This window comes from Nocardia sp. NPDC102475 (genome assembly GCF_055584605.1).
Genome location: NZ_JBVJLS010000014.1, coordinates 56,263 through 77,566, shown reverse-complemented (window position 1 = coordinate 77,566; position 21,304 = coordinate 56,263). Strand labels below are relative to the sequence as shown.

Here is a 21,304-nt window from a genome sequence, read left to right as displayed (position 1 = left end):
GGACAATGCTGGGAACCACAGACGTCTATTGAAAGGGAACCCCGCATGGGTGTCAGTCTGTCCAAGGGCGGCAATGTCTCGTTGACGAAGGCAGCGCCGAACCTTACCGCTGTCTCCGTCGGGCTCGGGTGGGATATTCGTACGACCACCGGCACCGACTTCGATCTGGATGCCAGTGCGATCGCGACCGGTGGGGACAAGAAGGTCGTGTCCGACAAGCACTTCATCTTCTTCAACAACCTCAAGTCGCCGGAGGGCTCCATCGAGCACCTCGGTGACAACCTGACCGGTGAGGGCGAAGGCGATGACGAGGTGATCAAGGTCGACCTGGCCAACACCCCGCCGACCATCGAGAGCATCTTCTTCCCTGTCTCGATCTACGACGCGGACACCCGCCAGCAGTCCTTCGGCCAGGTGCGCAACGCCTACATCCGCGTTGTCGACCAGGCCAACGGCACCGAACTGGCCCGCTACGACCTGTCCGAGGACGCCTCGACCGAGACGGCCATGGTCTTCGGCGAGCTGTACCGCAACGGTGCCGAGTGGAAGTTCCGCGCCATCGGCCAGGGCTACGCCTCGGGTCTGGCGGGTATCGCCCGTGACTACGGTGTGAACGTCTAAGACGTAGTGGTCTTCCCGTAGCGACTGCTTGCAGGTCGCTCGAAAGGATCAGCAGGGGGCTCGGCGACGGGCCCCCTGCTCGCATGTCCACGGAACGATTCGCCTCGCCGCTCCGTTGGACAATCGACGGTTCCGCGACCACGCTGGAACCATCATCGCGACCGCGGGCTGGTACGGCCCTCGGGTTACATCGGCAAAGGCGCGCTCGGACAGACATTCGACCGCCGCACGGAAAGGGTCTCCGCGTGGTCCTGCGCATATTCGGCATGTCCATCGTTGTCACGGTGATATCACTCATCGTGGCATTCCTGTACGGCGGGCCGACAGCGCTGGCGCTGGCCGCCATCCTCGGTGTCCTCGAGGTCTCGCTGTCGTTCGACAATGCGGTCATCAACGCCACCGTGCTCGAGCGGATGAACGAGTTCTGGCAGCGGATCTTCCTCACCGTCGGCGTGATCATCGCCGTCTTCGGCATGCGGTTGGTCTTCCCGTTGGCGATCGTCTGGATCACCGCGGGCCTGAATCCGGTCAAGGCGTTCGACCTGGCGTTGAACCCACCCGCCGATGACGCGCTGGTCTTCGCGGACGGCAGCCCCAGTTACGAGAAGCTGCTCACCGACGCGCATCCGCAGATCGCCGCATTCGGCGGCATGTTCCTGCTGCTGCTGTTCCTGAACTTCATCTTCGAGGAACGCGAAATCACCTGGCTGTCCTGGCTGGAGAAGCCGCTCGCCCAGCTCGGCAAGCTGGACATGCTCTCGGTGGTCGTCGCGAGCATCGGCCTGGTGCTCACCGCGGAATTCATTGCCGGCGACGAAGAGCGCGCCACCGTCCTGGTCGCCGGTCTGCTCGGCATGATCACCTACATCGTGGTCGACGGCCTCGGTTCGCTGTTCCACACCGAGGAGTTCGAGGAATCCGCGGACGGCGGTCCATCCCAGCTGGTCAAGGCCGCGGGCAAGGCGGCGTTCTTCCTGTTCCTGTACCTCGAGGTGCTCGACGCGTCGTTCTCCTTCGACGGTGTCATCGGCGCCTTCGCCATCACCTCCGACCCGATCATCATCGCGCTCGGTCTCGGTCTGATCGGCGCCATGTTCGTTCGTTCGATCACCGTGTACCTGGTGCGCAAGGGCACGCTGTCGGAGTACGTGTACCTGGAGCACGGCGCGCACTGGGCGATCGGCGCGCTGGCGGTCATCCTGTTCGTCTCGATCGGCGTGCACATCAACGAGATCGTCACCGGTCTGGTCGGCGTGGCGTTCATCGGCGCGGCGTTCATTACCAGCATCATTCGGAATCGGCGCGAGGACACCGACGAAGTGGAGAGCGCGCGCGAGGTCACCCCGGTAGCCTGAATTCCGGCGGGTAGCCGAAGAACTCGAGCGGCCGATCTTTTCGAGCGACCTGCAAGCAGTCGCTAGCGGCGGCATTCCTGGCCGCTGCCGCTTCTCTTTCCCGAGGGGGAAATGGCGATGTCGAACGAAACTCCGGGCGTGAACCTGTCCAAGGTGACCTTGTCGAAGGCCACGCCGAGTATCACCCTCACCAAACCCGGCGATCAGCAGGGCACGATGCGGGTCAATCTGAACTGGTCCAGTGGTCCGAAGGGCTTTTTCCGCCGATCCAAGGCCGTCGATCTGGACCTGGGCTGCCTGTACGAATTGTCGAGCGGCGCAAAGGGTGTGGTGCAGGCCGTCGGCAACAATTTCGGCGCACTGGAATCCGAGCCGTTCATCCAACTCGACAGCGACGACCGCAGCGGCGCATCGGCCGGCGGCGAGAATATGCACATCAATCTCGCTCGGCCCGAAGTGTTCCGACGCATTCTGATCTTCGCCTTCATCTACGAGGGCGTGCCGAACTGGGCCGCGGCCGACGGTGTGGTGACGCTGTTCCCCACCTCCGGTCCGCAGATCGAGGTCCGGCTGGACTCCCCCGTGGACGGTGCGCGGTCCTGCGCGATCGCCCTACTGCAGAATCAGGGCCCGGGCATCACCGTGCACCGGGAAGTGAACTACATCAACGGTGCTCAGCGCGCGATCGACGAGGCGTACAGCTGGGGCATGCAATGGCACACCGCCAAGAAGTGATTCAGCGCACGGACACCGGCTGCCGCTGATCGACTGCTGGCGTCGGGCGGCGCGAGGCGAACACCATGCCGATCAGTCCGATGCCGAGTCCGGCGGCGGCGAGGGGCCGCAGCGGCTGATCGATGAACAGCCAGGCCAGCACGGCGGTGACCGCGGGAGTCGCGAAAAACAGACGCCCGACTCGTGTTGCCTCCCAACGCTTCAGCATCGCATTCAGCAGCAGGAATGCGACCATCGAATTGACCAGCACCATCCAGGTGAGCGATTCCGCGAATCGCGTCGCATCCCAGATGTGCAATTGGCCGGTGCCCCAAGCCAATACGCCCGCAATCGGCGCGCTCGCGGCCACGTGAATGGCCGTTGCGGCGCGCGAATCGACCTGCGGTACAAAGCGTTTCTGGTAGATCGTGCCGACGCTGAGGCCGAGCAAGCCGATCACGCACAGCAACAGACCGACCAGTGACATGCTCGATTGGTCGAGTACGGCCAAGCCGACGCCGACACCACCGATGCCGAAGCCGAACCACTGTCGCGCCGTGACGGTTTCGCCGATGAATCCGGCCAGCAAAGCGATGACAACCGGATTGAGTCCCTGCACCAGGGCGATGATGGCGGCCGAAACATGCAGGCTCATCGCCGTGTAGAACGCGCCGAACTGCACGATCTGCATCAGCAGACCCGCGATGACGACATGTTTGAGCTGGCCCGCGCTCGGCCAGCTCGCGCGAATCACGCCGGCGTACACCGCGAGCAGGACCGCCGCGATGGCGAAGCGCGCGAACAGCACCGTCAGCGGCGGTGCCGCGCCGACACCGATGACCCCGGCGATGAAGGCGCTGCTCCACAGCACGACGAACAGTGGTTGCATGCCTGCCGCAAGGGAGGGCTTGTCGGTCGCTCGGAACAGCTGCGTCTTCACTTCCACTCCTACAGGCCTGATAACCATCTGAGGCGGTTACCAACCGTCGCATCTTTGTACGTAACCTGTCAAGGTGGTTACCATCAGAGGGTGTTCGCTTTCGTGAGCAGTAACCTCGCCCTGGACTTCGCAGGCACGGTCAAGGCCCGTGCCACGACGTTCGACGACGTACTCACCACCCCGGCGGATCTGGACGAATGGCTGCTCGCCGCCGACCTGCTCGACACCACCCCACACTGCGATGCGGCAACACTCGACCGAGCTGTGCGTCTGCGCGAGGCGGGCTACCGACTGGCCCTGGCCGCGACCCGTGACGAGCCGTTCGCGGATGCTGACCGCAAGATCGTCAACGAGCTCGCAAGCGGCGAACTCCCCAGGCTCACTTTGCGAGCCGATGCGACGATCACCCGCCACGGCGATCCGGACGCCGCACTCGCCGCGATCGCCCGGTCCGCGATCGAAATGCTCGGCGGGCCGGAGCGGGGGTTGATCAAGGAATGCGGCCGCGCCGAATGCACGCGGCTGTACCTCGATACCTCACGCGGTAAGTCACGCCGCTGGTGCGATATGACCATCTGCGGCAACCGCGCCAAAAGTGCGGCGTTCCGCGCCAGACACGCCGACTGACCCGGTTCGTGCTAGCCCACCGGGACCAGGCTGCCGGGTTCGAATCGGGGTATCCGCGGCGGTTCGGGCCGGAATCCGCGCGGTATCGCACGCACGAACAGGAAGAAGAACACCACGAGCAGCGCGGCACGTCCCCAGACGCCGAATTGCACGATGTTCTCCATCGAACCCACCGAATTTCCGGATCCGATCGAATAGAAATACCGGAATACGCCGATTCCGATCGCGGCGTCGGCGATCAGGTACGCGCCGATCGCCGCCCACGGCACCTCGAGCAGCACCATGAACGGCACCAACCACAGCGTGTACTGCGGCGAATGCACCTTGTGGAACAGCAGGAATCCGCACAGCATCGCGCCGCTGACCCCGATCCACGGGAAGGTGCCGGTCATCGTGAACCGCTTCCAGCCCAACCACATCGCCAGCGCGAAGGACGTCAGTACCAGAGTCGGCGAAGCGATCGAGACCGCGTGCTGAAATGCGCTCTCGCCATCGGCATCCTGGCCGAACAGCTGCCGAAGTCCCCAATACCAAATGGAATTTGTGGTGATATCGGCTTGGCGCAATTGCTGGAAGGTGATCGATGCGCGCCAGCCGTCGTAACCGGCGAGTGCGAATGGCAGATTCACCACGACCACCGTGCCGACGGCCGCGGCGGCGGTCAGCAGCGCGCCGCGCACATCGAATCGAGTCGGCGTCGGATCATCCATATCGCGCTGACCACCGGTGAGCACATACGCCAGCAACGGCAGCACGAAGATGCCCGGATACAGCTTGAGACAGAACCCGATACCGAGCAGCACAGCGGCCAGAATTCCCCTGGTACGCAACGAATATCGGGTCAGCGCGGTCACCACGTACACCGCGGCGACCGCCGTGCAGACCACGGGCAGCTCCCAATTGTGGAATGCGTAGAGCACCAGCGGCGGGCCTGCCGCCCACAGCAGCGCCGCCCGCCCGGCCAGCCGGACCAGCAGCCAGGCGGTCAACAACGCGAACGGCGCCAACAGCAATGCCGAATGCAGCAGGAATTCCGCGTCGTTATCGGCGCCGACCGCACCGAGCCACATCAGCACTCCGCTGAGCACCGGATATTCGACCGCGCCACCGGTCAGCGTGCCGTCACCGGTGATGCCGCCGTCGATGTACGGAAAGATGTGCTGATCGATATCGCGACCGAGCCACAGGAATTGGATATCGGAATAACAGACGTCCGAATCCTTGATCACATCGAAGACCGCACTGCGACCGTTATCGGCGAACGGCGCACCCGCGCACCGCGCCTTGTTCGCATACGCCAGCGCCAACGTGAGCCCACACAGCAACACCACCACCGCGGCCAAGGCCGCGCTGCGCGTCACTCCCCCGACGATCCTGTCGCGGGTGGCGAGTCCGGTCGGCATGGGCACCACCCTAGGCCGCACCGTGCGACGACGCCCGTGCTTCCCCCCACCAATGACCATACGGGCACTGCCTCAGGCATCGATTTCGCTGCTCAACGGGCGTTCATGTAGCCTTGTCGGGTTGCTGACGCAACGACCCTCCTGCCACGGACCGTCCGTGGCCGTTTCCTAGTCCACAGGAGGTGATTGGTCCGTGCGTCATTACGAAGTGATGGTCATCCTCGATCCGAGCCTGGACGAGCGCACTGTTGGTCCGTCGCTGGACAACATGCTGAGCGTCGTCAAGACCGATGGCGGCAAGGTCGACAAGGTCGACATCTGGGGCCGCCGCCGGCTCGCCTACGAGATCGCCAAGCAGGCCGAAGGCATCTACGCCGTGGTCGATCTGACCGCCGAGCCCGCCACGGTGAGCGAGCTCGACCGCCAGCTGGGTCTCAACGAGTCGGTGCTGCGCACCAAGGTTCTGCGCCACGGCAAGTGACCCTCGATTGCGTCGGTGCCTGTCTCTAGGCTCTAGCGCAAAGCGAGTGCACTGCGGACTGCACACCGAGCAGGAGGAACCACATGGCAGGCGACACGGTCATCACCGTCATCGGAAACTTGACGGCCGATCCCGAACTTCGATTCACGCCCGCGGGCGCTGCGGTGGCGAATTTCACCGTCGCATCGACTCCCCGCGTGTTCGACCGTAATTCGAATGAATGGAAAGACGGCGAAGCGCTTTTCCTGCGCTGCAACATCTGGCGTGAAGCTGCGGAGAATGTCGCCGAAAGCCTGACCCGAGGCGCCCGTGTGATCGTGAGCGGACGACTGAAGCAGCGCTCCTACGAAACCCGCGAGGGTGAGAAGCGCACGGTCGTCGAGCTCGAGGTCGACGAGGTCGGTCCCTCGCTGCGGTACGCCACCGCGAAGGTCGCCAAGGCCAGTCGCGGCGGCGGGGGCGGCGGCGGCTTCGGTTCCGGTTCCGGTGGCGGCGGGGGCAACTTCGCTCCGGCCGGTGGTGGTGGCGGCAGCCGTTCCGGCGGCGCCGACGACGACCCGTGGGGCAGCGCACCCGCGGCGGGCTCCTTCGGGGGCAGCCGCGTAGACGACGAACCGCCGTTCTGAGAACGGCTCACATCGGCCTGAATGACATTGGGCCATCATTGATTACGGAGTAACCATGCCTAAAGCGCCCGCGCGCGAAAAGGTGCTGAAGAAGAAGGCTTGCACCTTCTGCAAGGAAGCCAAGTCCGGCACCGTCAATATCGATTACAAGGACACCGCCCTGCTGCGGAAGTACGTCAGTGATCGCGGCAAGATCCGCGCTCGCCGGGTCACCGGCAACTGCGTGCAGCACCAGCGCGACGTCGCCGTTGCCGTGAAGAACTCGCGTGAGGTGGCCCTGCTGCCCTACGTGTCGACGGCTCGCTGAGAAGGGAGGCATCGCAATGAAGTTGATTCTTACTGCTGATGTGGACAACCTCGGTGCCCCCGGTGACACCGTGGAGGTCAAGGACGGCTACGGCCGCAACTACCTGCTGCCCCGCGGCCTGGCGATCGTGGCCACCCGTGGCGCGCAGAAGCAGGTCGAGGGCATCCGTCGGGCGCAGGACGCGCGCAAGGTGCGCGACCTGGATCACGCCAACGAGCTGAAGCAGGCCATCGAGGGCCTGGCGGCGGTTTCGCTGTCGGTCAAGACCGCTGGCACCGGCAAGCTGTTCGGTTCGGTCACCCAGTCCGACGTCGCCGCCGCCATCAAGACGGCCGGCGGGCCGGTCGTCGACAAGCGCAGCATCGAGCTGCCGAAGTCGCACATCAAGTCGGTCGGCAAGCACAATGTCGTGGTGCACCTGCACCCCGATGTCGTCGCGAAGTTCGACCTGCAGGTCGCGGCTAACTGAGTTCATTCGAAGGCCACTCTTGTGTTTCGGCACAAGGGTGGCTTTCGACTGTCCGGCATCGATCCCATGTTGGCTGGAGCCTGAGTGAGCTACGCCTGTCGGTGAAATAGCCAATTGTTTGCGAAAAGGGCGAAACGGTGATCTGGACCATTCTCGGCAACCCGCTGCTATCGGCTCTACCACCGGTTATTCGGCTTGTGGATCGCCAAGAAAACCAACCAGACGCAATGTGATCTACGCCATATCTCTGAAACACGCTGTTTACCTACAACACGCCCGGCTGTTCAACTAGACCGACACGCCGCACTTGATTCATCCACACGTGGATAGATCAAGAAATCGATATCTATCAGCGTATTTGAACGGTGCGACCTGGGTTTTCCCCAAGTTGTACACAGGGGGTGCACAACGCCAGGTAAACAGTCCCCAACTTATCCACAGGTGTGTGCACATTGCGGTTTGGCGACTGCCCATCGGGTCGCCTAGGTTCGTCGCAGCATCATGCACGCACCACCCGGAACGGCATGATTCGGCACCTGCCGTGGCGGTTTGCTGGAACCGCAGGTGAGACCCTCTGATGAGGTCACTCGACCGCGGTGCGCTGCCGAATGTGTCGGAGCCCGGGAGTACAACGAGTGATCAATAGGGTCGGCGGGTAGGCGTTTTCGAACGACCTGCAAGTGGCGAGAGAGGACGGTCGAGTCTGGTGACCACCACCGATGACCGCGGGCATACGGACTATCCGCCCGAACCGCCCGGGGAGGACTTCGGCAGGCAGCCCCCGCACGATATGGCGGCCGAGCAGTCCGTACTCGGCGGCATGCTGCTGAGCAAGGACGCGATCGCCGACGTCGTCGAGGTGCTGCGCCCCGGCGATTTCTACCGCCCTGCCCACCAAGCGGTCTACGACACCATTCTCGATCTCTACGGCCGCGGCGAACCCGCCGACCCGGTCACGGTGTCCGCGGGTCTGGACCGCCGCGGCGAACTCAAGCGCATCGGCGGCCCGCCCTATCTGGTCACCCTCACCCAGACCGTCCCCACCGCCGCCAATGCGGGCTACTACGCCGAAATCGTTGCGGAGAAGGCGATTCTGCGCCGCCTCGTCGAGGCAGGCACCCGCATCGTCCAATACGGCTACGCGGGCGCCGACGGCCAGGACATCGCCGAGGTGGTCGACCGCGCCCAGGCCGAGGTCTACGAGGTCACCGAGCGCCGCACCACCGAAGACTTCCTCCCCCTCGAGGAACTCCTGCAGCCGACGATGGACGAAATCGACTCCATCGCCTCCCGCGGCGGCATCTCCCTCGGCGTCCCCACCGGCTTCACCGAACTCGACGAACTCACCAACGGCCTGCACCCCGGCCAAATGATCATCGTCGCCGCCCGCCCCGGCGTCGGCAAGGCCCTCGCCCTGGACACTCCCCTGCCCACCCCGTCCGGCTGGACCACCATGGGCGAAGTCCGAGTCGGCGATGAACTCCTTGACACCACCGGCCGCGCAACCCGCGTCGTCGCGGCCACCGAGGTGCTGGCCGAAAGGCCGTGCTACGAGGTCGAATTCTCCGACGGCACCGTGATCGTCGCCGATGAGCAACATCAGTGGCTCACCATTGCCGGGTCAGCTGGTGCTCGCGTCGCCGCCGTACGCACAACCGGCGAAATCGTCCACAGCGTGCATCTCACGGACGACAGCCCGAACCATCTCGTACCGACCACCGCTCGTTCGAACGCCCGGCACATTGTGGATGTTCGAAAGATCGACACCGTCCCCGTCCGATGTGTCGAGGTGGACAATGCCGACCACCTGTACCTCGCCGGCGCGACGATGGTGCCGACTCACAATTCGACCCTGGGCATGGACTTCATGCGCAGCTGCTCGATCAAGCACGGCCTGGCCAGCGTGATCTTCTCGCTCGAGATGAGCCGTACCGAAATCGTCATGCGTCTGCTGTCGGCCGAGGCGAAGATCAAGCTGGGCGATATGCGGTCCGGACGCATGAGTGACGACGACTGGACGAAACTGGCTCGCCGGATGAGTGAGATCAGTGAAGCGCCACTGTTCGTCGATGACTCGCCCAATCTCACCATGATGGAGATTCGCGCCAAGGCGCGGCGGCTGAAGCAACGCCACGACCTGAAACTCGTTGTGGTGGACTACCTCCAGCTGATGACCTCGGGTAAAAAGGTCGAATCCCGACAGCAGGAAGTCTCGGATTTCTCGCGAAACCTGAAACTACTCGCCAAGGAACTCGAGGTCCCGGTAATCGCGATCAGTCAGCTGAACCGTGGTCCGGAACAGCGAACCGATAAGCGCCCCATGGTGTCCGACCTGCGCGAATCCGGTTGCATGCCTGCCTCGACTCGAATTCTGCGCGCCGACACCGGCGGTGAGACGACTCTCGGTGAGTTGCTTGCCAGCGGTGAGCAGCCGCTCGTCTGGTCGCTGGACGAGCGGATGCGGATGGTGGCGCGCCCGATGGTGAAGGTGTTCCCGAGCGGTCGAAAAGAAGTATTCCGTTTGCGACTCGCCTCCGGGCGTGAAGTCGAGGCGACCGGCAACCACCCGTTCCTGACCGTCGACGGTTGGATCGCGCTGGAGAAGTTGACCACTGACGATCGCATCGCTACTCCGCGTCTGGTTCCGGAACCGGTGCATACGACCCGGATGGCGGACGCCGAGATAATTCTGTTAGCGCACATGATCGGCGACGGCTCGTGCGTGAAACGACAGCCGATCCGCTATGCCAGCATCGACGAGGAGAACCTCACTGCGGTCACTGAAGCGGCAACTCACTTCGGCGTCACCGCGGTTCGTGACGAGTATGCCGCGGCCCGTGTCACAACATTGCGACTGCGTGCTCCGGGCCGGCTGACCCACGGCAAGCGCAATCCCATCGCCGCATGGTTGGACGAGCTCGGTCTGTTCGGCTTGCGCAGCTACGAGAAGTTCATCCCCCAGCAGGTATTCGCCCTCCCCAACGACCAGATCGCGCTATTTTTGCGCCACCTCTGGGCGACCGACGGCTCGGTCCGCTGGGATGCCAAGGGTCGCCAAGCCCGCGTGTACTACGCATCGACCAGCCGCCGCCTCATCGATGACTTGGCCCAACTCCTGCTTCGGCTGGGTGTGCACGGACGTATCAAGAGGGTGCCCAAGGCGGGCTACCGCGACTGCTGGCATCTGACCGTCGACGGCGCGGACAACCAGAGCATCTTCCTGCGTGACATCGGTGTCCACGGCGCCCGAGGACGCGCCGCGGAATCGGCACTGACCGAACTGGAACCGATGGCACGCAACACAAATGTCGACACGGTCCCCAAGGAGGTCTGGACCAAGGTCCGCGGCCTGCTGTCCGCCAAGGAGATGACCCACCGCGAATTCTCCGCCGCGATGGGCTCGCGTTTCTGCGGCTCCGCCATGTGGAAGCACTCCCCCAGCCGCGCCCGCCTGGCCCGAGTCGCCGCCGTCCTCGATGACGCCGACATCGAGATGTTCGCGACGAACGACGTCTTCTGGGACAAAATAGTCGAAATCACCAGCCTAGGTGAGCAGGATGTCTACGACGGCACGGTGCCCGGAACACATAACTTTGTGGCACAAGGCATTTCGGCGCACAATTCGCTAGAACAAGATGCCGATATGGTGATTCTTTTACATCGACCCGATGCGTTCGAGCGCGACGATCCGCGTGGTGGTGAGGCCGATTTGATTGTTGGTAAGCACCGTAATGGGCCGACAGCGACTATCACTGTTGCACACCAGCTGCACTTGTCTCGATTCGTCGATATGGCCCGTGGTTGACGTTCGGTCGAACGACTCACGCCGGCGCGGATATTCGGCCAGGTCGGCCCAGAAGTCCTGCCCATATCGGCGCGCGTAGGCCCCCATAGCCGCATTCGGTTGGGCCATAGCGGTGCCGCTGCTACTCCGATGTTTCCCGGGCCCGCAGGTTTCGCTTCTTGGCGCGATTGCCGCAGGTATCCATCGAGCACCAGCGTCGGCTTCCCGGGCGGGACAGGTCGACGAAGTAGGCCTGGCAGCTTTCGCCCGCGCATCGCCGTATTCGGGCGGCGGTTGGCGAGGTGACCAGATCCAGCGCGTCCCGGGCGACTGTCGCCAAGACCGCCGCGATCGGGTCGGGCGCGGTCCACTGCAATTCTCCGCGCCGGTCGAGTCTCGGGATCGGAACATGTTGGCTCGCCGCCTTGTTGATGACGGCGCGGTCCCGGTCGGACGGATGTACCGGGCCCTTGGTTGTGCGGGCGAGGTCGACCACCCGAAAAATGGCCTCCCGCAACGTTCGCGCGGACTCGACGGCGTGAATGTCAGGTGTCGCGGCGACCCGGTCCCAGGGTCCGAATTGCACGCCCCATGCCGTCAGCGCCGCTGGATCGGTCAACTCTTCGGCCTCGGCAGGCGAGCCGCGGTGGCGCAACGTCCGCACGTAGTCGAGGCAGATTCGACCGGATCCTTCACGAAATAGACGCACGACCTCAGTGTATGGAACCGCTTCGACCGGTTCGAAAGGAACCGGTTAAAGTGGTTCACATGACCGACGAAGTCACGGATGCGCAACTGGCACAGTCCCTCTCGGGAGACTTTCGCAGCCACCATGCCCAGATCAACGGCATTCGGCTGCACTACGTCGCGGGCGGTACGGGCTCGCCGGTAATACTTCTGCCGGGATGGCCCCAAACCTGGTGGCAGGCCCGCAAGATCATGCCGCTGCTCGGGCGTCATCACCGGGTCATCGCCGTCGACCTGCGCGGTATGGGCGCCTCGGACACTCCGGACCACGGTTACGACAAGAAGACGATGGCCGAGGATATCCACCAACTGGTCCGATATCTCGGCTACTCGACGGTCGACGTCGCCGGACACGATATCGGCTCGATGGTCGCCTTCAGCCTCGCCGCCAACCATCCGGAAACCGTGCGCAGGCTGGCGCTGCTGGAGGAGCCGCATCCCGATGATCGGCTCTACGACTTCCGCCTGCTGCCCGGTCCCGCGGAACGGGCCCGGCACCGATGGTGGTTCGCCTTCAATCAGGTCGCCGAACTACCCGAACAACTCCTGGCCGGGCGCGGCAGGCACCTGGTCGACTACCTGTGCCATCGAAATCTGCGCAATCCCGACGCCATCGACGAACAGTCCCGTGCGGTGTACGCACGCGCCTATTCCCGTCCCGAGTCGATCCGCGCCGCCAACGGCTGGTATCAGAGTTTCACCCAGGACATCGAGGACGGCCGGACGTACCCGAAACTGACGATACCCGTTGCCGCACTGCACTTTCCGGGCCACACCGACATCCTCGACAGTCTCGCCGAGCGAGCAACCGACGTGCTCGCCATCGAAATCCCCGACAGCGGCCACTATCTCGCCGAGGAACAGCCCGATCTCGTCGCAGCTCACCTGTGCGAATTCTTCGGATAGGGCGCCCAATCCGGGGTCCATACGTCGTCGTCGAAAGTCGTCTGGTACCTGGTGTGCAGGTACTCGAGGAAGTTCGCGAGGACAGGATGTGCGTTGTCTGCTCGCCAGATCACGGAAAGTGGGTAGACCGGGGTCGGGTCGACGACGGGGATGCGGCGTAGGTCGTAGCTTTCCGGCCAGAGGTATCGGGAACCTTCGCCGACGAAGGTGGCGAGTTGGGTGGAATCCGCGAGTTCGGCCAGGAGCGCTTCGATGCCGAAGCTCGGGCCGATCGTGACGATGTTCAGTCCGAACGCGGTCGCCAAATCGTTGTAGTAGCCGACCGGTTCGGCGTCGGACATGCCGAGCATCCAGATCGGGTGATCGGTGAGTTCGGTCAGCGTCACCGTCTTGGCGTTCGCCAGTGGATGCCGTGGGCCGACGAGGAGTTCGTGTCGGTCGTCGATGACGCGGGATGCCCGGAGTCCGCTCGGGACTTCGAGGTGGCGTAGAGATCTGAAGGTGGCGTCGATGGTGCCCGCGCTGATCTCGGCCAGCGCTGACTCCGCGTCGAAGTTGGTCAGGGTGACGACATCGAGCTCTATATCGGGATGTTGCTGGTAGAAGGCATGCAGGATGGTGGAGGGCGCGATCCTGCGGGCCACGACGTCGATCCGAAGGGCCCTGCGCCCCGGAGTCACGGCCGCGGTCGCGCGTTCGGCGGCACGGAGTAGTTCGCGGGCATGCGGTAGCAATGCTTGCCCGTCGACGGTGAGCCGCACACCCCTGGCGATCCGCGCGAAAAGCTGGACTCCGAGTTCTCGTTCCAGCGTGGCTACTCGTTTCGACGCGGCCTGCTGGGTGATTCGCAGATCGTCGGCAGCGGCTTGGAACTGGCCGGTCTCGGCGACCGCGACGAAGGTACGAACCGCATCGAGATCCACGAGCGAAAACCTACTCCCACAACGAAAAGTTGTGACACTCCGCTCGATTCGTTGTTGGTGACAGCACCCATCGACCGGCTTCAATCTCCCTGACAACAGAGGGAGTGCGGAATATGTGGCGGAGCGCGAAACCGGGTCGGACGTTCGGATGGTTGTGGGCCGCCTACGCGGTCAGCGCCTACGGGACCGGGCTCGGGTTCGGGGCATTTTCGGTTGTCGCCATCACCGTGCTGAACGCCAGTTCGGCGGAAGTGGCGACCTTGTCGGCATCCGGGCTGGCGATCGGTGCACTGCTGGCGGTTCCGCTCGGGCCGTGGATGGAGTTTCGTGCCAAGCGGCCGGTCATGATCGCCACGGACGTGATCCGCTTCGCAGCACTGGCATCCATACCGCTCGCCTACTGCCTGGGTGGATTGTCCTTCGCGCAACTCTTGGTGGTCTCCATCGTCACCGCGGCAGCGAAGATCGCGTTCACCGCGGCCAGTGGCGCGTACCTCAAGACCGTCGTCCCCGCCGACCGACTTCTCGTGGCCACCAGCCGTTTCGAGTCCACTACATGGTCGGCCACGGTCATCGGACCGCCAGTGGGTGGCGCGGCTATCGGGCTGCTCGGTCCGGTGACCACCGTCGTCATCGATGCGGTGAGCTACCTACTCTCGGCGCTCGGCATCACCGCGATCAGGGAACCCGAGCAGCCACCGCCGCTGCGGAAGAGCCGAACGCGCCGGTCGAGCGACATCGTCGAGGGGTGGCGCTACATCCTCACCCATCACACGCTGCGCCGGTTCTTCGTCAACACCATGCTGGTCAACGGGCTGATCATGGCCGGTGAGCCGCTGTTGTCGGTGCTGATGCTCGCGCACCTGCAGTTCCCGGTCTGGGAGTACGGACTGGCCTTCGCTGTTCCGTGTATCGGTGGCCTGATCGGATCACGACTCGCTCGCCGCATCGCTTCCCGCTACGGCGAACAGACGGTGCTGCGGGTCTTCGGCACGCTACGTGCCTGCTGGCCGCTCGGGCTGGCGTTCATCCGGCCAGGCCCGGCCGGGCTGGTGATCGTGATGGTCACCGAGTTCGGGCTCATCATCTGCATCAGCATTTTCAACGCGGTCTTCGCCGCTTATCGGTTGAACAACACCGAAACCGATCGCCACGCCCGGGTCCTCGCCGCGTGGTCGATCACCAGCAGCATCAGCATCGCGGCAATCACCGTGACATGGGGTCTGCTGGCACAACTGACCAGCCCGCGTGCGGCAATCGCGCTGGCCGGAGTTCTCCTGCTCGCCACGCCCTTCCTGCTGCCGCGGCAAATGGCCACGCCCCAACCGATCCCGCCGCATGAAGAGCCGGTTCTCTCCAATGACAGCGCGCGGGCATGATCCGACAACCTTTGCAAAATCTATAGACCGGTCTATTCTGGGATTCATGGTTACATCCAAAGGTGCTCAGACGAGTGGGCAGTTGGTGGAGTCGATGCTGGAGTTGATCCAGGCTCGGGGATATAGCGGTACCGGGTTGAACACGGTTGTGGACCATGCGGGGGCGCCGAAAGGGTCGTTGTACTTCCACTTTCCGGAGGGCAAGGAGCAACTCGGGGAGAAGGCGATCGAGCTGGCGGCCGAGCGATTCCGGAGCTTGCTGGACGAGACGGCGGGGGCCGGGGCCTCGCCGGGGGAGGTGATTCGACGGGTTGTGGAGGTGCTGGCCGGGTTGGTCGCGGACAGCGATTTTCAGCTCGGTTGCCCGGTTTCGGTGGTCACGTTGGAGATGGGCGCGCACAGCGAACGACTGCGGGCCGTGTGCGCGGCGGCGTTCGAATCGTGGATCGGGCCGCTGCGTGAATACCTGGTCGCGGCAGGGCATTCGGAGGCGGCGGCACGTACGCTGGCGACGGCGACGGTCAGTGCGGTCGAGGGTGCGGTGATCGTGGCGCGCGCCAAACGCGATGTGGAGCCGTTGCACAGCACGGCACAGCTGCTGGCGGCCCTGCTCGACCAGCCAGGGGCGGTGGCGTGATGACCACCCGCCACGCGCTCGTCTTCGGCGCGACCGGCTTTATCGGTCGCAATTTGATCCTCACCTTGGAGCAGGCCGGGGTCCGCGTCACCACCGCGGTGCGCAGCAGAGAATCGTTCACCCAGCTTGCCGCATGGTTGGCCGATCACGGATGCCGTACGGCGCCGGGCGAGCTGATTGTCGACTTCGACGCCGATCCCTTTGTCCAGGGCGAGGATTCGGCGTGGGCGGATGTCACCGAGATCTACAACTGCGCCGGCGCTTACCGATTCGGGATGACGAAGGACGAGGCGCGGCACGGCAATGTCGACAGCGTCCGCTCGGTGGCGTCCTTCGCCGCGCGGCTGCCACAGCTGTCCCGGCTCGTATACGTCTCCGGCTACCGAGTCGGCGGTCAGGACCCGGCCACCGTTCCGTGGAGCCCGGAGCGGGTGGAACGAACCCATCGTCACCTGGGCGCTTATGAGGCATCGAAGGTGGAAAGCGATGCGGTATTCCAGGCCGCCGCCGATGAACTCGGCGTGCCGTGGTCGATCGTCAACCCGCCCACCGTCATCGGTCCGAGCGGCACCGGCGAATCCGATCAGCAACTGGGCCTCGCGGCGAGCTTGAAAGACATTTGGCAAGGCACGGCGGCGGCACTGCCGGGCAACTCCCGCACCTTCGTGCCGGTGATCCCGGTCGACTACCTGACCCGCTTCATGACCCTGCTCCCAACCGATCCCGCCACAGCCGGTGCGGCGTACTGGGTGCTCGACGACGCCACGCCCGCGCTCCCGACTCTGCTGACGCAGGTCGGCCGGCACTACCGAGTGCCGGTACCGCGCACGCGCATCCCGGTCGCGCTGGTGCAGCGCCTTCCGCAGTCGTTGACGAAAGCCGACCCGGAGACTCTGACCTTCCTGTCCACCGACCGATACCCCACGGACTCGGCACACGAACTCGCCCGCAGGCATGGCCTCGATATGCCCGACACCACACCTACGATCCTGCGCTGGGCCGACCATCTCGCCGCACATCGGTTCGGGACCGCTCGAACCGGCAGTGCCGCAAGGGCTTTCGACGAATACGCCGGTGTCCGAACATTCCGGATCGGCGAGCCCGACGCGCCCACCGTGATACTGCCCGGCCTGCCGGTCAATGCCGACACCTGGGCTCCGGTCGCGGCGACCGTCGGTCACGCCCAGGTGCTGGACCTGCCCGGCCTCGGGATGTCCGCGGGTGGTCGAGACGAGTGGCAGGCATGGCTCGAGGCATTGCTCGAGCGATCACCCGGCGCGCACCTGGTCGGGCACTCGATCGGCGCCGCCGCAGTGGTCGAGGCCGCGGCCGCGCATCCGGACGAGGTCGGATCGATCACACTGGTCGCTCCATTCTTTCTCCAGCCGAGCGCTGGGCTTTCAGCACGGGCCAGACCCCTGACCCGGTGGTATCTGCGTCGGATGAGCCCGGACGCCTGGTCCGACAAGCTCACCGGCTCGACCGGCCACGCGGCTGTTCTGCAATCGAGCGTCCAGGATCTGCGTCGCGCGAAGGTCGCGGCCAACGTCGCCACACTGTTCGCCGCAACGACGAACGCACGCTGGCGCAGCGAACTCGCCGACAAGCTCACGCGATATCCCGGACCGGTACACGTGATCACCGGAAGCGCGGACCCGCTCGATCCAGCACTGTTCGAACCACTCTTGCCCCGGACCGAATTCAGCACCATCGACGGAGCCGCCCATCATCCACAACTGACACACCCCGACGAACTGGCGCGTGCTATTGCCGGAGCGGAGCCGACGGTCCATTTCATGCGGTGACAGATTCGCAAGGACCTCCAGTGCTCGGCCCCGAAGTGCGAAACCCAGGATGCCCGATGAGTAAGCGGATCGGCGCTGACACTGCAGAACCACCAATCGACCATGCCGTTGACCAGCGTAGCTATATCAAGCGGGCCGTTAATTAGTGGCATACAACTTGGCCCTAACGTAACTTTTTGTCAGCCCGCGTAACGATTCGGCCCTCGAGTCCGACGTCCTTCAAGACACACGGCCTGTCGGGGGGCCTGTCCGTCCACTTGTCGGTTTTGGATTGGGGAACGGGACATGGCTCTTCGGGAGTTCTTCGCGCGCCGTCGCATGGCTTCGGCCATCGTCGCGCCCGCGTCATTGGGAGTGGTGGCGATTGTCGCCGCTTCGATGGCGCTGACATCGACGCACGAGACCGTCGATACGCGCCTGCGGGCATCCGTTACGGAGTGCCACGACATGGTGACCATCTCGGTCGCCGGGCGTCGGGATACGCCCGACGCCGCGACCACGAAAATGCTGGTCGGGGCCAATGGTGAGGAGTTGCCCGCCGCGCTGTCCGGTGATCACAGCAGCGAATGGGTCGATCCGGTCGTCAACGCACCGGCCGACGATGTCGATCCCGGCTCGTATGCCGCTGTCTACATCGCCTATCCGGCGAATATGGACACCTACGAGGATGCCGTCAACGCGGGTGTCGCGAATACCGAACAGGTGATGCGGGAAATCTCGCAGGCCTGCCCGGACACCAAGTTCTCGATCGTCGGCTACAGCGAGGGCGCCGATGTGGTGCGCCGCGTCGCCATGACGATCGGGCATCAGACCGCCGATCAGGATGGTGGCTACGGCATCGTCGATCCGGCCGATGTCGTCGGTGTCGTCATCCTCGCCGATGCCGGACGTTCGGCGGGCGACGGTCCGTTCCCGGGTTCGAAGGATCCGTACAGCAACCCCGACGGATTCGACCAGAAGTATCAGAATGGCACGAAAGCCACGTCGGGCCAGGGTGCACTGCCCGGCACCAGCGGTGACTTCGGTGCGCTGAACGGCAAGATCGCGTCGTTCTGCTCCGATGGCGACCTCACGTGCTCGGCACCGCAGAACATTTCACTGCTGCAGTTGGTGGTGAATGTGGGTCGGCAGTTGAATGTCGATGCACTGGAACGCGACGGGCTCACCCCCGCGACCGGACAGGACGTCGCCGTTGTCCTCGGCCGAATCGCGTTGGCGGCATTCGCTGATATCCAGTCGCAGCCGAACTGGATGCAGAGCGATGAGACGTTTCTGCAAGTGCTGCTGAGGGTTTCGGATCCGGAATACAAGCCGGGACAGACGTCGCAGACTCCGGCCAAGGCGGAAGCGATCTCGGCCAATCAGATGTCCCCGCTGGCCTATCTGCCGCAGAAGGTGTTCAACGAAATCATCGGTCTCATCGTGACGAACCAGAACACCATCCCGGTGATCATGAGCGACCCCTACCAGCAGACGCTCGGTCCCAATGCGACCGGTCACCACTTCGACTATTGGCGCGACGCCGACCCGAACAACGGTAAGCCGCTGACATCCGCCGAGTACGCGGCCGCCTGGCTCACCCATCTGGCGAAGCAGGCCCAGGCGGGTCAGCCGGTCGACACGACCGCCAAGCCGGAGTCGGCCGATCTCGCCGCCGCCTACCAGGCAGCGACCTCGACGACCAAGACGCCCGAACCGAGCAAGACCACGACCACAACCACAACCCCGTCACCGACGACGACCACCGCCGCCCCCGCGAAGACGGAAGTCAGCAGCCAGCCGACGACCACCACAGCGCAGCCGCCGAGCACACCGGCGGTGACGACACCACCGGCTTCGACCACCACGACCACTCAGCCCCCGAAGCCGACCACCACCGAATCCACCACCACGACAACGCAATCCGCGGCACCGACCACCACCAGCGGGTCGAGTCACCCCTGACCCGGCCAGGAGCGCAGGGCCGCAACGGCGATCGCGCGCAGGTCCGCACGGCTGACGCCGTCGCGGGCCTGCGCCTCTTTTCAGCGGTCGAGGCGTCGGATGAGCACCTGCCGGTAGCCCCAGGCGTCTCGATCGAACAGCCGCTTGGTCTCGTCCCGACGCCCCCAGGCGATGAAGACGAAGAGCACCAGCAGGATGAGCGGGGTGTAGACCGGCCAGTAGCCGTCGATGACGAAGGCGTTGGTGTACGCGGCGCCGATCATCGTGAGGCTCAGGCCGATGGCGGCCAGTCCCGACAGGCGCGGGATGACCAGGCCGATCGCACCGGCCAGCTCGACGGCGCCGACGAAGTAGCGGAACCAGTCGCCGGCCCCGATCAAATCGAAGCCTTCGACCGCGCTGGACTCGCCGATGAGCTTCGGCGTAGCGGAGGCGAATGCGAAGAACGCGGCAAGCAGGACTTGCAGCACCCACAAGCTGATATTGAGGGAACGGCCGGGCCTCGCGCCGACCTCGGCGGTGCTCTCAGCGGTCATGATATGAGTCCTTCCGAGGACGGGTATCGGATCTTGCACCGGTACAGACGAGACCTGATCGCCGAATTCATCGCTCGTTCCAGCCATCCCGTGATGGGATGTATTCGTATAGGCTCCGATTCGATCGGAAGCGAGCAGAGCGAGATGGTGAAGCGATGACGCGGCGCGGGTGGGTGCTGTTCTTGGCGATGGGCGTCATCTGGGGCGTGCCCTACGCGATGATCCGGATCGCGGTCGAGGATTTCGACCCGATCGCGGTGGCATTCGGACGGACCTTTCTTGGCGCGCTGATCCTGCTGCCGATCGCGCTCTACACCAAGACACTCGCACCGGTGCTCGAGCGCTGGCGCCCGCTGCTGCTGTACACGCTGGTCGAGATCACCGGGCCGTGGTTTCTGATCGGGTACGCGGAGACCACGTTGAACAGCTCGACCGTCGGGCTACTGATCGCCGCGGTTCCGCTGGTCGGAGTGGTGATCCTGGCCAAACCCATTCAGGGTCTCGGCGCAAAAGTGTGGCCCAAGTACTCCTTCGCACACGATCGCTTCGACGCGCGCCGCACCACCGGATTGATCATCGGATTCGCGGGGGTCGCTGCGCTGGTCGGCTTCGATATCGATCTGACACAGCCCGCCGCCATCGGCGCCATCGGGCTTACCACCATCGGTTACGCCATCGGCCCGATCATCATCAACCGCGCACTCGCCGACCTGCCGCCGCTCGGCGTGGTCACCGGATCACTGATTCTCGCGGCGGTGATCTACACACCGTTCGCCGCACTCCGCCGGCCAGCACATTTCACCGCCGACGCGTCGTGGTCGGTGCTCGGGCTGGCCGCAATCTGCACGGCCGCGGCGTTCCTGGTGTTCTTCGCGCTGATCAGCGAGGTCGGCCCGGCCCGCGCCACGGTCATCACCTACATCAATCCCGCGGTGGCCATCCTGCTCGGCGTCACCCTGCTGGACGAACCGCTGACCATCGGCATGGGCATCGGCTTCCCGCTGGTCATTCTCGGCTCGATCCTCGGCACCGCCCACGCCCGCGCCGCCGACGAACCGGCCGCGACGCCGATCGCCCAGTCCTGAGCGCCCGCACGCGCT

At 64.5% G+C, this 21,304-nt stretch carries 20 protein-coding genes; 15 read left to right on the top strand and 5 right to left on the bottom strand.

Annotation, left to right across the window (positions count from 1 at the left end):
* Positions 1–45 precede the first annotated feature (45 nt).
* The 3 genes from ACZ60G_RS24810 to ACZ60G_RS24800 all read left to right on the top strand — a co-directional run bounded on the left by ACZ60G_RS24810 (position 46) and on the right by ACZ60G_RS24800 (position 2,711).
* A complete protein-coding gene (locus ACZ60G_RS24810; protein ID WP_063042648.1) occupies positions 46–621 on the top strand; it encodes a TerD family protein in 576 nt (191 codons plus the stop codon).
* A gap of 245 nt (positions 622–866) precedes the next feature.
* Complete coding sequence (locus ACZ60G_RS24805) at positions 867–1,976, top strand: DUF475 domain-containing protein (RefSeq protein WP_465812686.1); 1,110 nt, start codon at positions 867–869, stop codon at positions 1,974–1,976.
* A 117-nt stretch (positions 1,977–2,093) separates the two neighbouring features.
* Positions 2,094–2,711, top strand: a complete 618-nt coding sequence (locus ACZ60G_RS24800) for a TerD family protein (RefSeq protein ID WP_465812684.1) — start codon at positions 2,094–2,096, stop codon at positions 2,709–2,711.
* A 1-nt stretch (position 2,712) separates the two neighbouring features.
* Here the strand turns inward: ACZ60G_RS24800 and ACZ60G_RS24795 are convergent, their stop codons facing one another.
* Positions 2,713–3,630, bottom strand: coding sequence for a DMT family transporter (locus ACZ60G_RS24795; RefSeq protein ID WP_465812682.1), 918 nt, complete (start codon positions 3,628–3,630; stop codon positions 2,713–2,715).
* Between the two features lie 90 nt (positions 3,631–3,720).
* On the opposite strand from ACZ60G_RS24795, the gene ACZ60G_RS24790 reads away from it, so the two are divergent.
* A complete protein-coding gene (locus ACZ60G_RS24790; protein WP_465812680.1) occupies positions 3,721–4,257 on the top strand; it encodes a CGNR zinc finger domain-containing protein in 537 nt (178 codons plus the stop codon).
* 11 nt (positions 4,258–4,268) lie between these two features.
* Here the strand turns inward: ACZ60G_RS24790 and ACZ60G_RS24785 are convergent, their stop codons facing one another.
* On the bottom strand, positions 4,269–5,660 hold the full coding sequence (locus ACZ60G_RS24785) for a hypothetical protein (protein WP_465812679.1): 1,392 nt from the start codon (positions 5,658–5,660) through the stop codon (positions 4,269–4,271).
* Positions 5,661–5,853: 193 nt separating this feature from the next.
* Between ACZ60G_RS24785 and rpsF the strand changes: the two genes are divergently transcribed.
* The 5 genes from rpsF to ACZ60G_RS24760 all read left to right on the top strand — a co-directional run bounded on the left by rpsF (position 5,854) and on the right by ACZ60G_RS24760 (position 11,348).
* Complete coding sequence (gene rpsF / locus ACZ60G_RS24780) at positions 5,854–6,141, top strand: 30S ribosomal protein S6 (RefSeq protein ID WP_040697500.1); 288 nt, start codon at positions 5,854–5,856, stop codon at positions 6,139–6,141.
* An 83-nt stretch (positions 6,142–6,224) separates the two neighbouring features.
* Positions 6,225–6,767 (top strand): single-stranded DNA-binding protein, encoded by a 543-nt coding sequence (locus ACZ60G_RS24775; RefSeq protein ID WP_465812677.1) that lies wholly within the window; start codon positions 6,225–6,227, stop codon positions 6,765–6,767.
* A gap of 55 nt (positions 6,768–6,822) precedes the next feature.
* A complete protein-coding gene (rpsR, locus tag ACZ60G_RS24770; RefSeq protein ID WP_040697505.1) occupies positions 6,823–7,074 on the top strand; it encodes a 30S ribosomal protein S18 in 252 nt (83 codons plus the stop codon).
* A gap of 16 nt (positions 7,075–7,090) precedes the next feature.
* A complete protein-coding gene (gene rplI, locus ACZ60G_RS24765; protein ID WP_387286879.1) occupies positions 7,091–7,543 on the top strand; it encodes a 50S ribosomal protein L9 in 453 nt (150 codons plus the stop codon).
* Positions 7,544–8,249: 706 nt separating this feature from the next.
* Positions 8,250–11,348, top strand: a complete 3,099-nt coding sequence (locus ACZ60G_RS24760) for a replicative DNA helicase (RefSeq protein ID WP_465812674.1) — start codon at positions 8,250–8,252, stop codon at positions 11,346–11,348.
* Positions 11,349–11,469: 121 nt separating this feature from the next.
* On the opposite strand, the gene ACZ60G_RS24755 is transcribed toward ACZ60G_RS24760, so the two are convergent.
* The gene (locus tag ACZ60G_RS24755) at positions 11,470–12,036 is read right to left on the bottom strand and encodes a CGNR zinc finger domain-containing protein (protein ID WP_465812672.1); all 567 of its coding nucleotides are present in this window, start codon (positions 12,034–12,036) and stop codon (positions 11,470–11,472) included.
* A gap of 59 nt (positions 12,037–12,095) precedes the next feature.
* Between ACZ60G_RS24755 and ACZ60G_RS24750 the strand changes: the two genes are divergently transcribed.
* Positions 12,096–12,980 carry an alpha/beta fold hydrolase gene (locus tag ACZ60G_RS24750; RefSeq protein WP_465812670.1) on the top strand — a complete coding sequence of 295 codons (885 nt, stop codon included), beginning with the start codon at positions 12,096–12,098 and terminating at the stop codon, positions 12,978–12,980.
* Here the strand turns inward: ACZ60G_RS24750 and ACZ60G_RS24745 are convergent.
* Positions 12,956–13,903, bottom strand: coding sequence for a LysR family transcriptional regulator (locus ACZ60G_RS24745; protein ID WP_465812668.1), 948 nt, complete (start codon positions 13,901–13,903; stop codon positions 12,956–12,958). The two genes, ACZ60G_RS24750 and ACZ60G_RS24745, sit on opposite strands and share 25 nt — an antisense overlap.
* A gap of 113 nt (positions 13,904–14,016) precedes the next feature.
* Between ACZ60G_RS24745 and ACZ60G_RS24740 the strand changes: the two genes are divergently transcribed.
* The 4 genes from ACZ60G_RS24740 to ACZ60G_RS24725 all read left to right on the top strand — a co-directional run bounded on the left by ACZ60G_RS24740 (position 14,017) and on the right by ACZ60G_RS24725 (position 19,668).
* Entirely contained in the window at positions 14,017–15,282 is a 1,266-nt protein-coding gene (locus ACZ60G_RS24740) for an MFS transporter (RefSeq protein WP_465812666.1), read from the top strand.
* A gap of 46 nt (positions 15,283–15,328) precedes the next feature.
* Entirely contained in the window at positions 15,329–15,919 is a 591-nt protein-coding gene (locus ACZ60G_RS24735; RefSeq protein ID WP_465812665.1) for a TetR/AcrR family transcriptional regulator, read from the top strand.
* Positions 15,919–17,724, top strand: coding sequence for an alpha/beta fold hydrolase (locus ACZ60G_RS24730; RefSeq protein WP_465812663.1), 1,806 nt, complete (start codon positions 15,919–15,921; stop codon positions 17,722–17,724). The genes ACZ60G_RS24735 and ACZ60G_RS24730 overlap by 1 nt, the downstream gene beginning before the upstream one ends.
* Before the next feature lie 285 nt (positions 17,725–18,009).
* On the top strand, positions 18,010–19,668 hold the full coding sequence (locus tag ACZ60G_RS24725; protein WP_465812661.1) for a cutinase family protein: 1,659 nt from the start codon (positions 18,010–18,012) through the stop codon (positions 19,666–19,668).
* A gap of 80 nt (positions 19,669–19,748) precedes the next feature.
* On the opposite strand, the gene ACZ60G_RS24720 is transcribed toward ACZ60G_RS24725, so the two are convergent.
* Positions 19,749–20,204: a DoxX family protein gene (locus tag ACZ60G_RS24720; RefSeq protein WP_465812659.1), complete on the bottom strand. Its 456-nt coding sequence runs from the start codon at positions 20,202–20,204 to the stop codon at positions 19,749–19,751.
* A 155-nt stretch (positions 20,205–20,359) separates the two neighbouring features.
* Here ACZ60G_RS24720 and ACZ60G_RS24715 point away from each other — a divergent pair, with 155 nt between their 5' ends.
* Positions 20,360–21,289, top strand: coding sequence for a DMT family transporter (locus tag ACZ60G_RS24715; protein WP_465812657.1), 930 nt, complete (start codon positions 20,360–20,362; stop codon positions 21,287–21,289).
* The last annotated feature ends 15 nt before the right edge of the window (positions 21,290–21,304 follow it).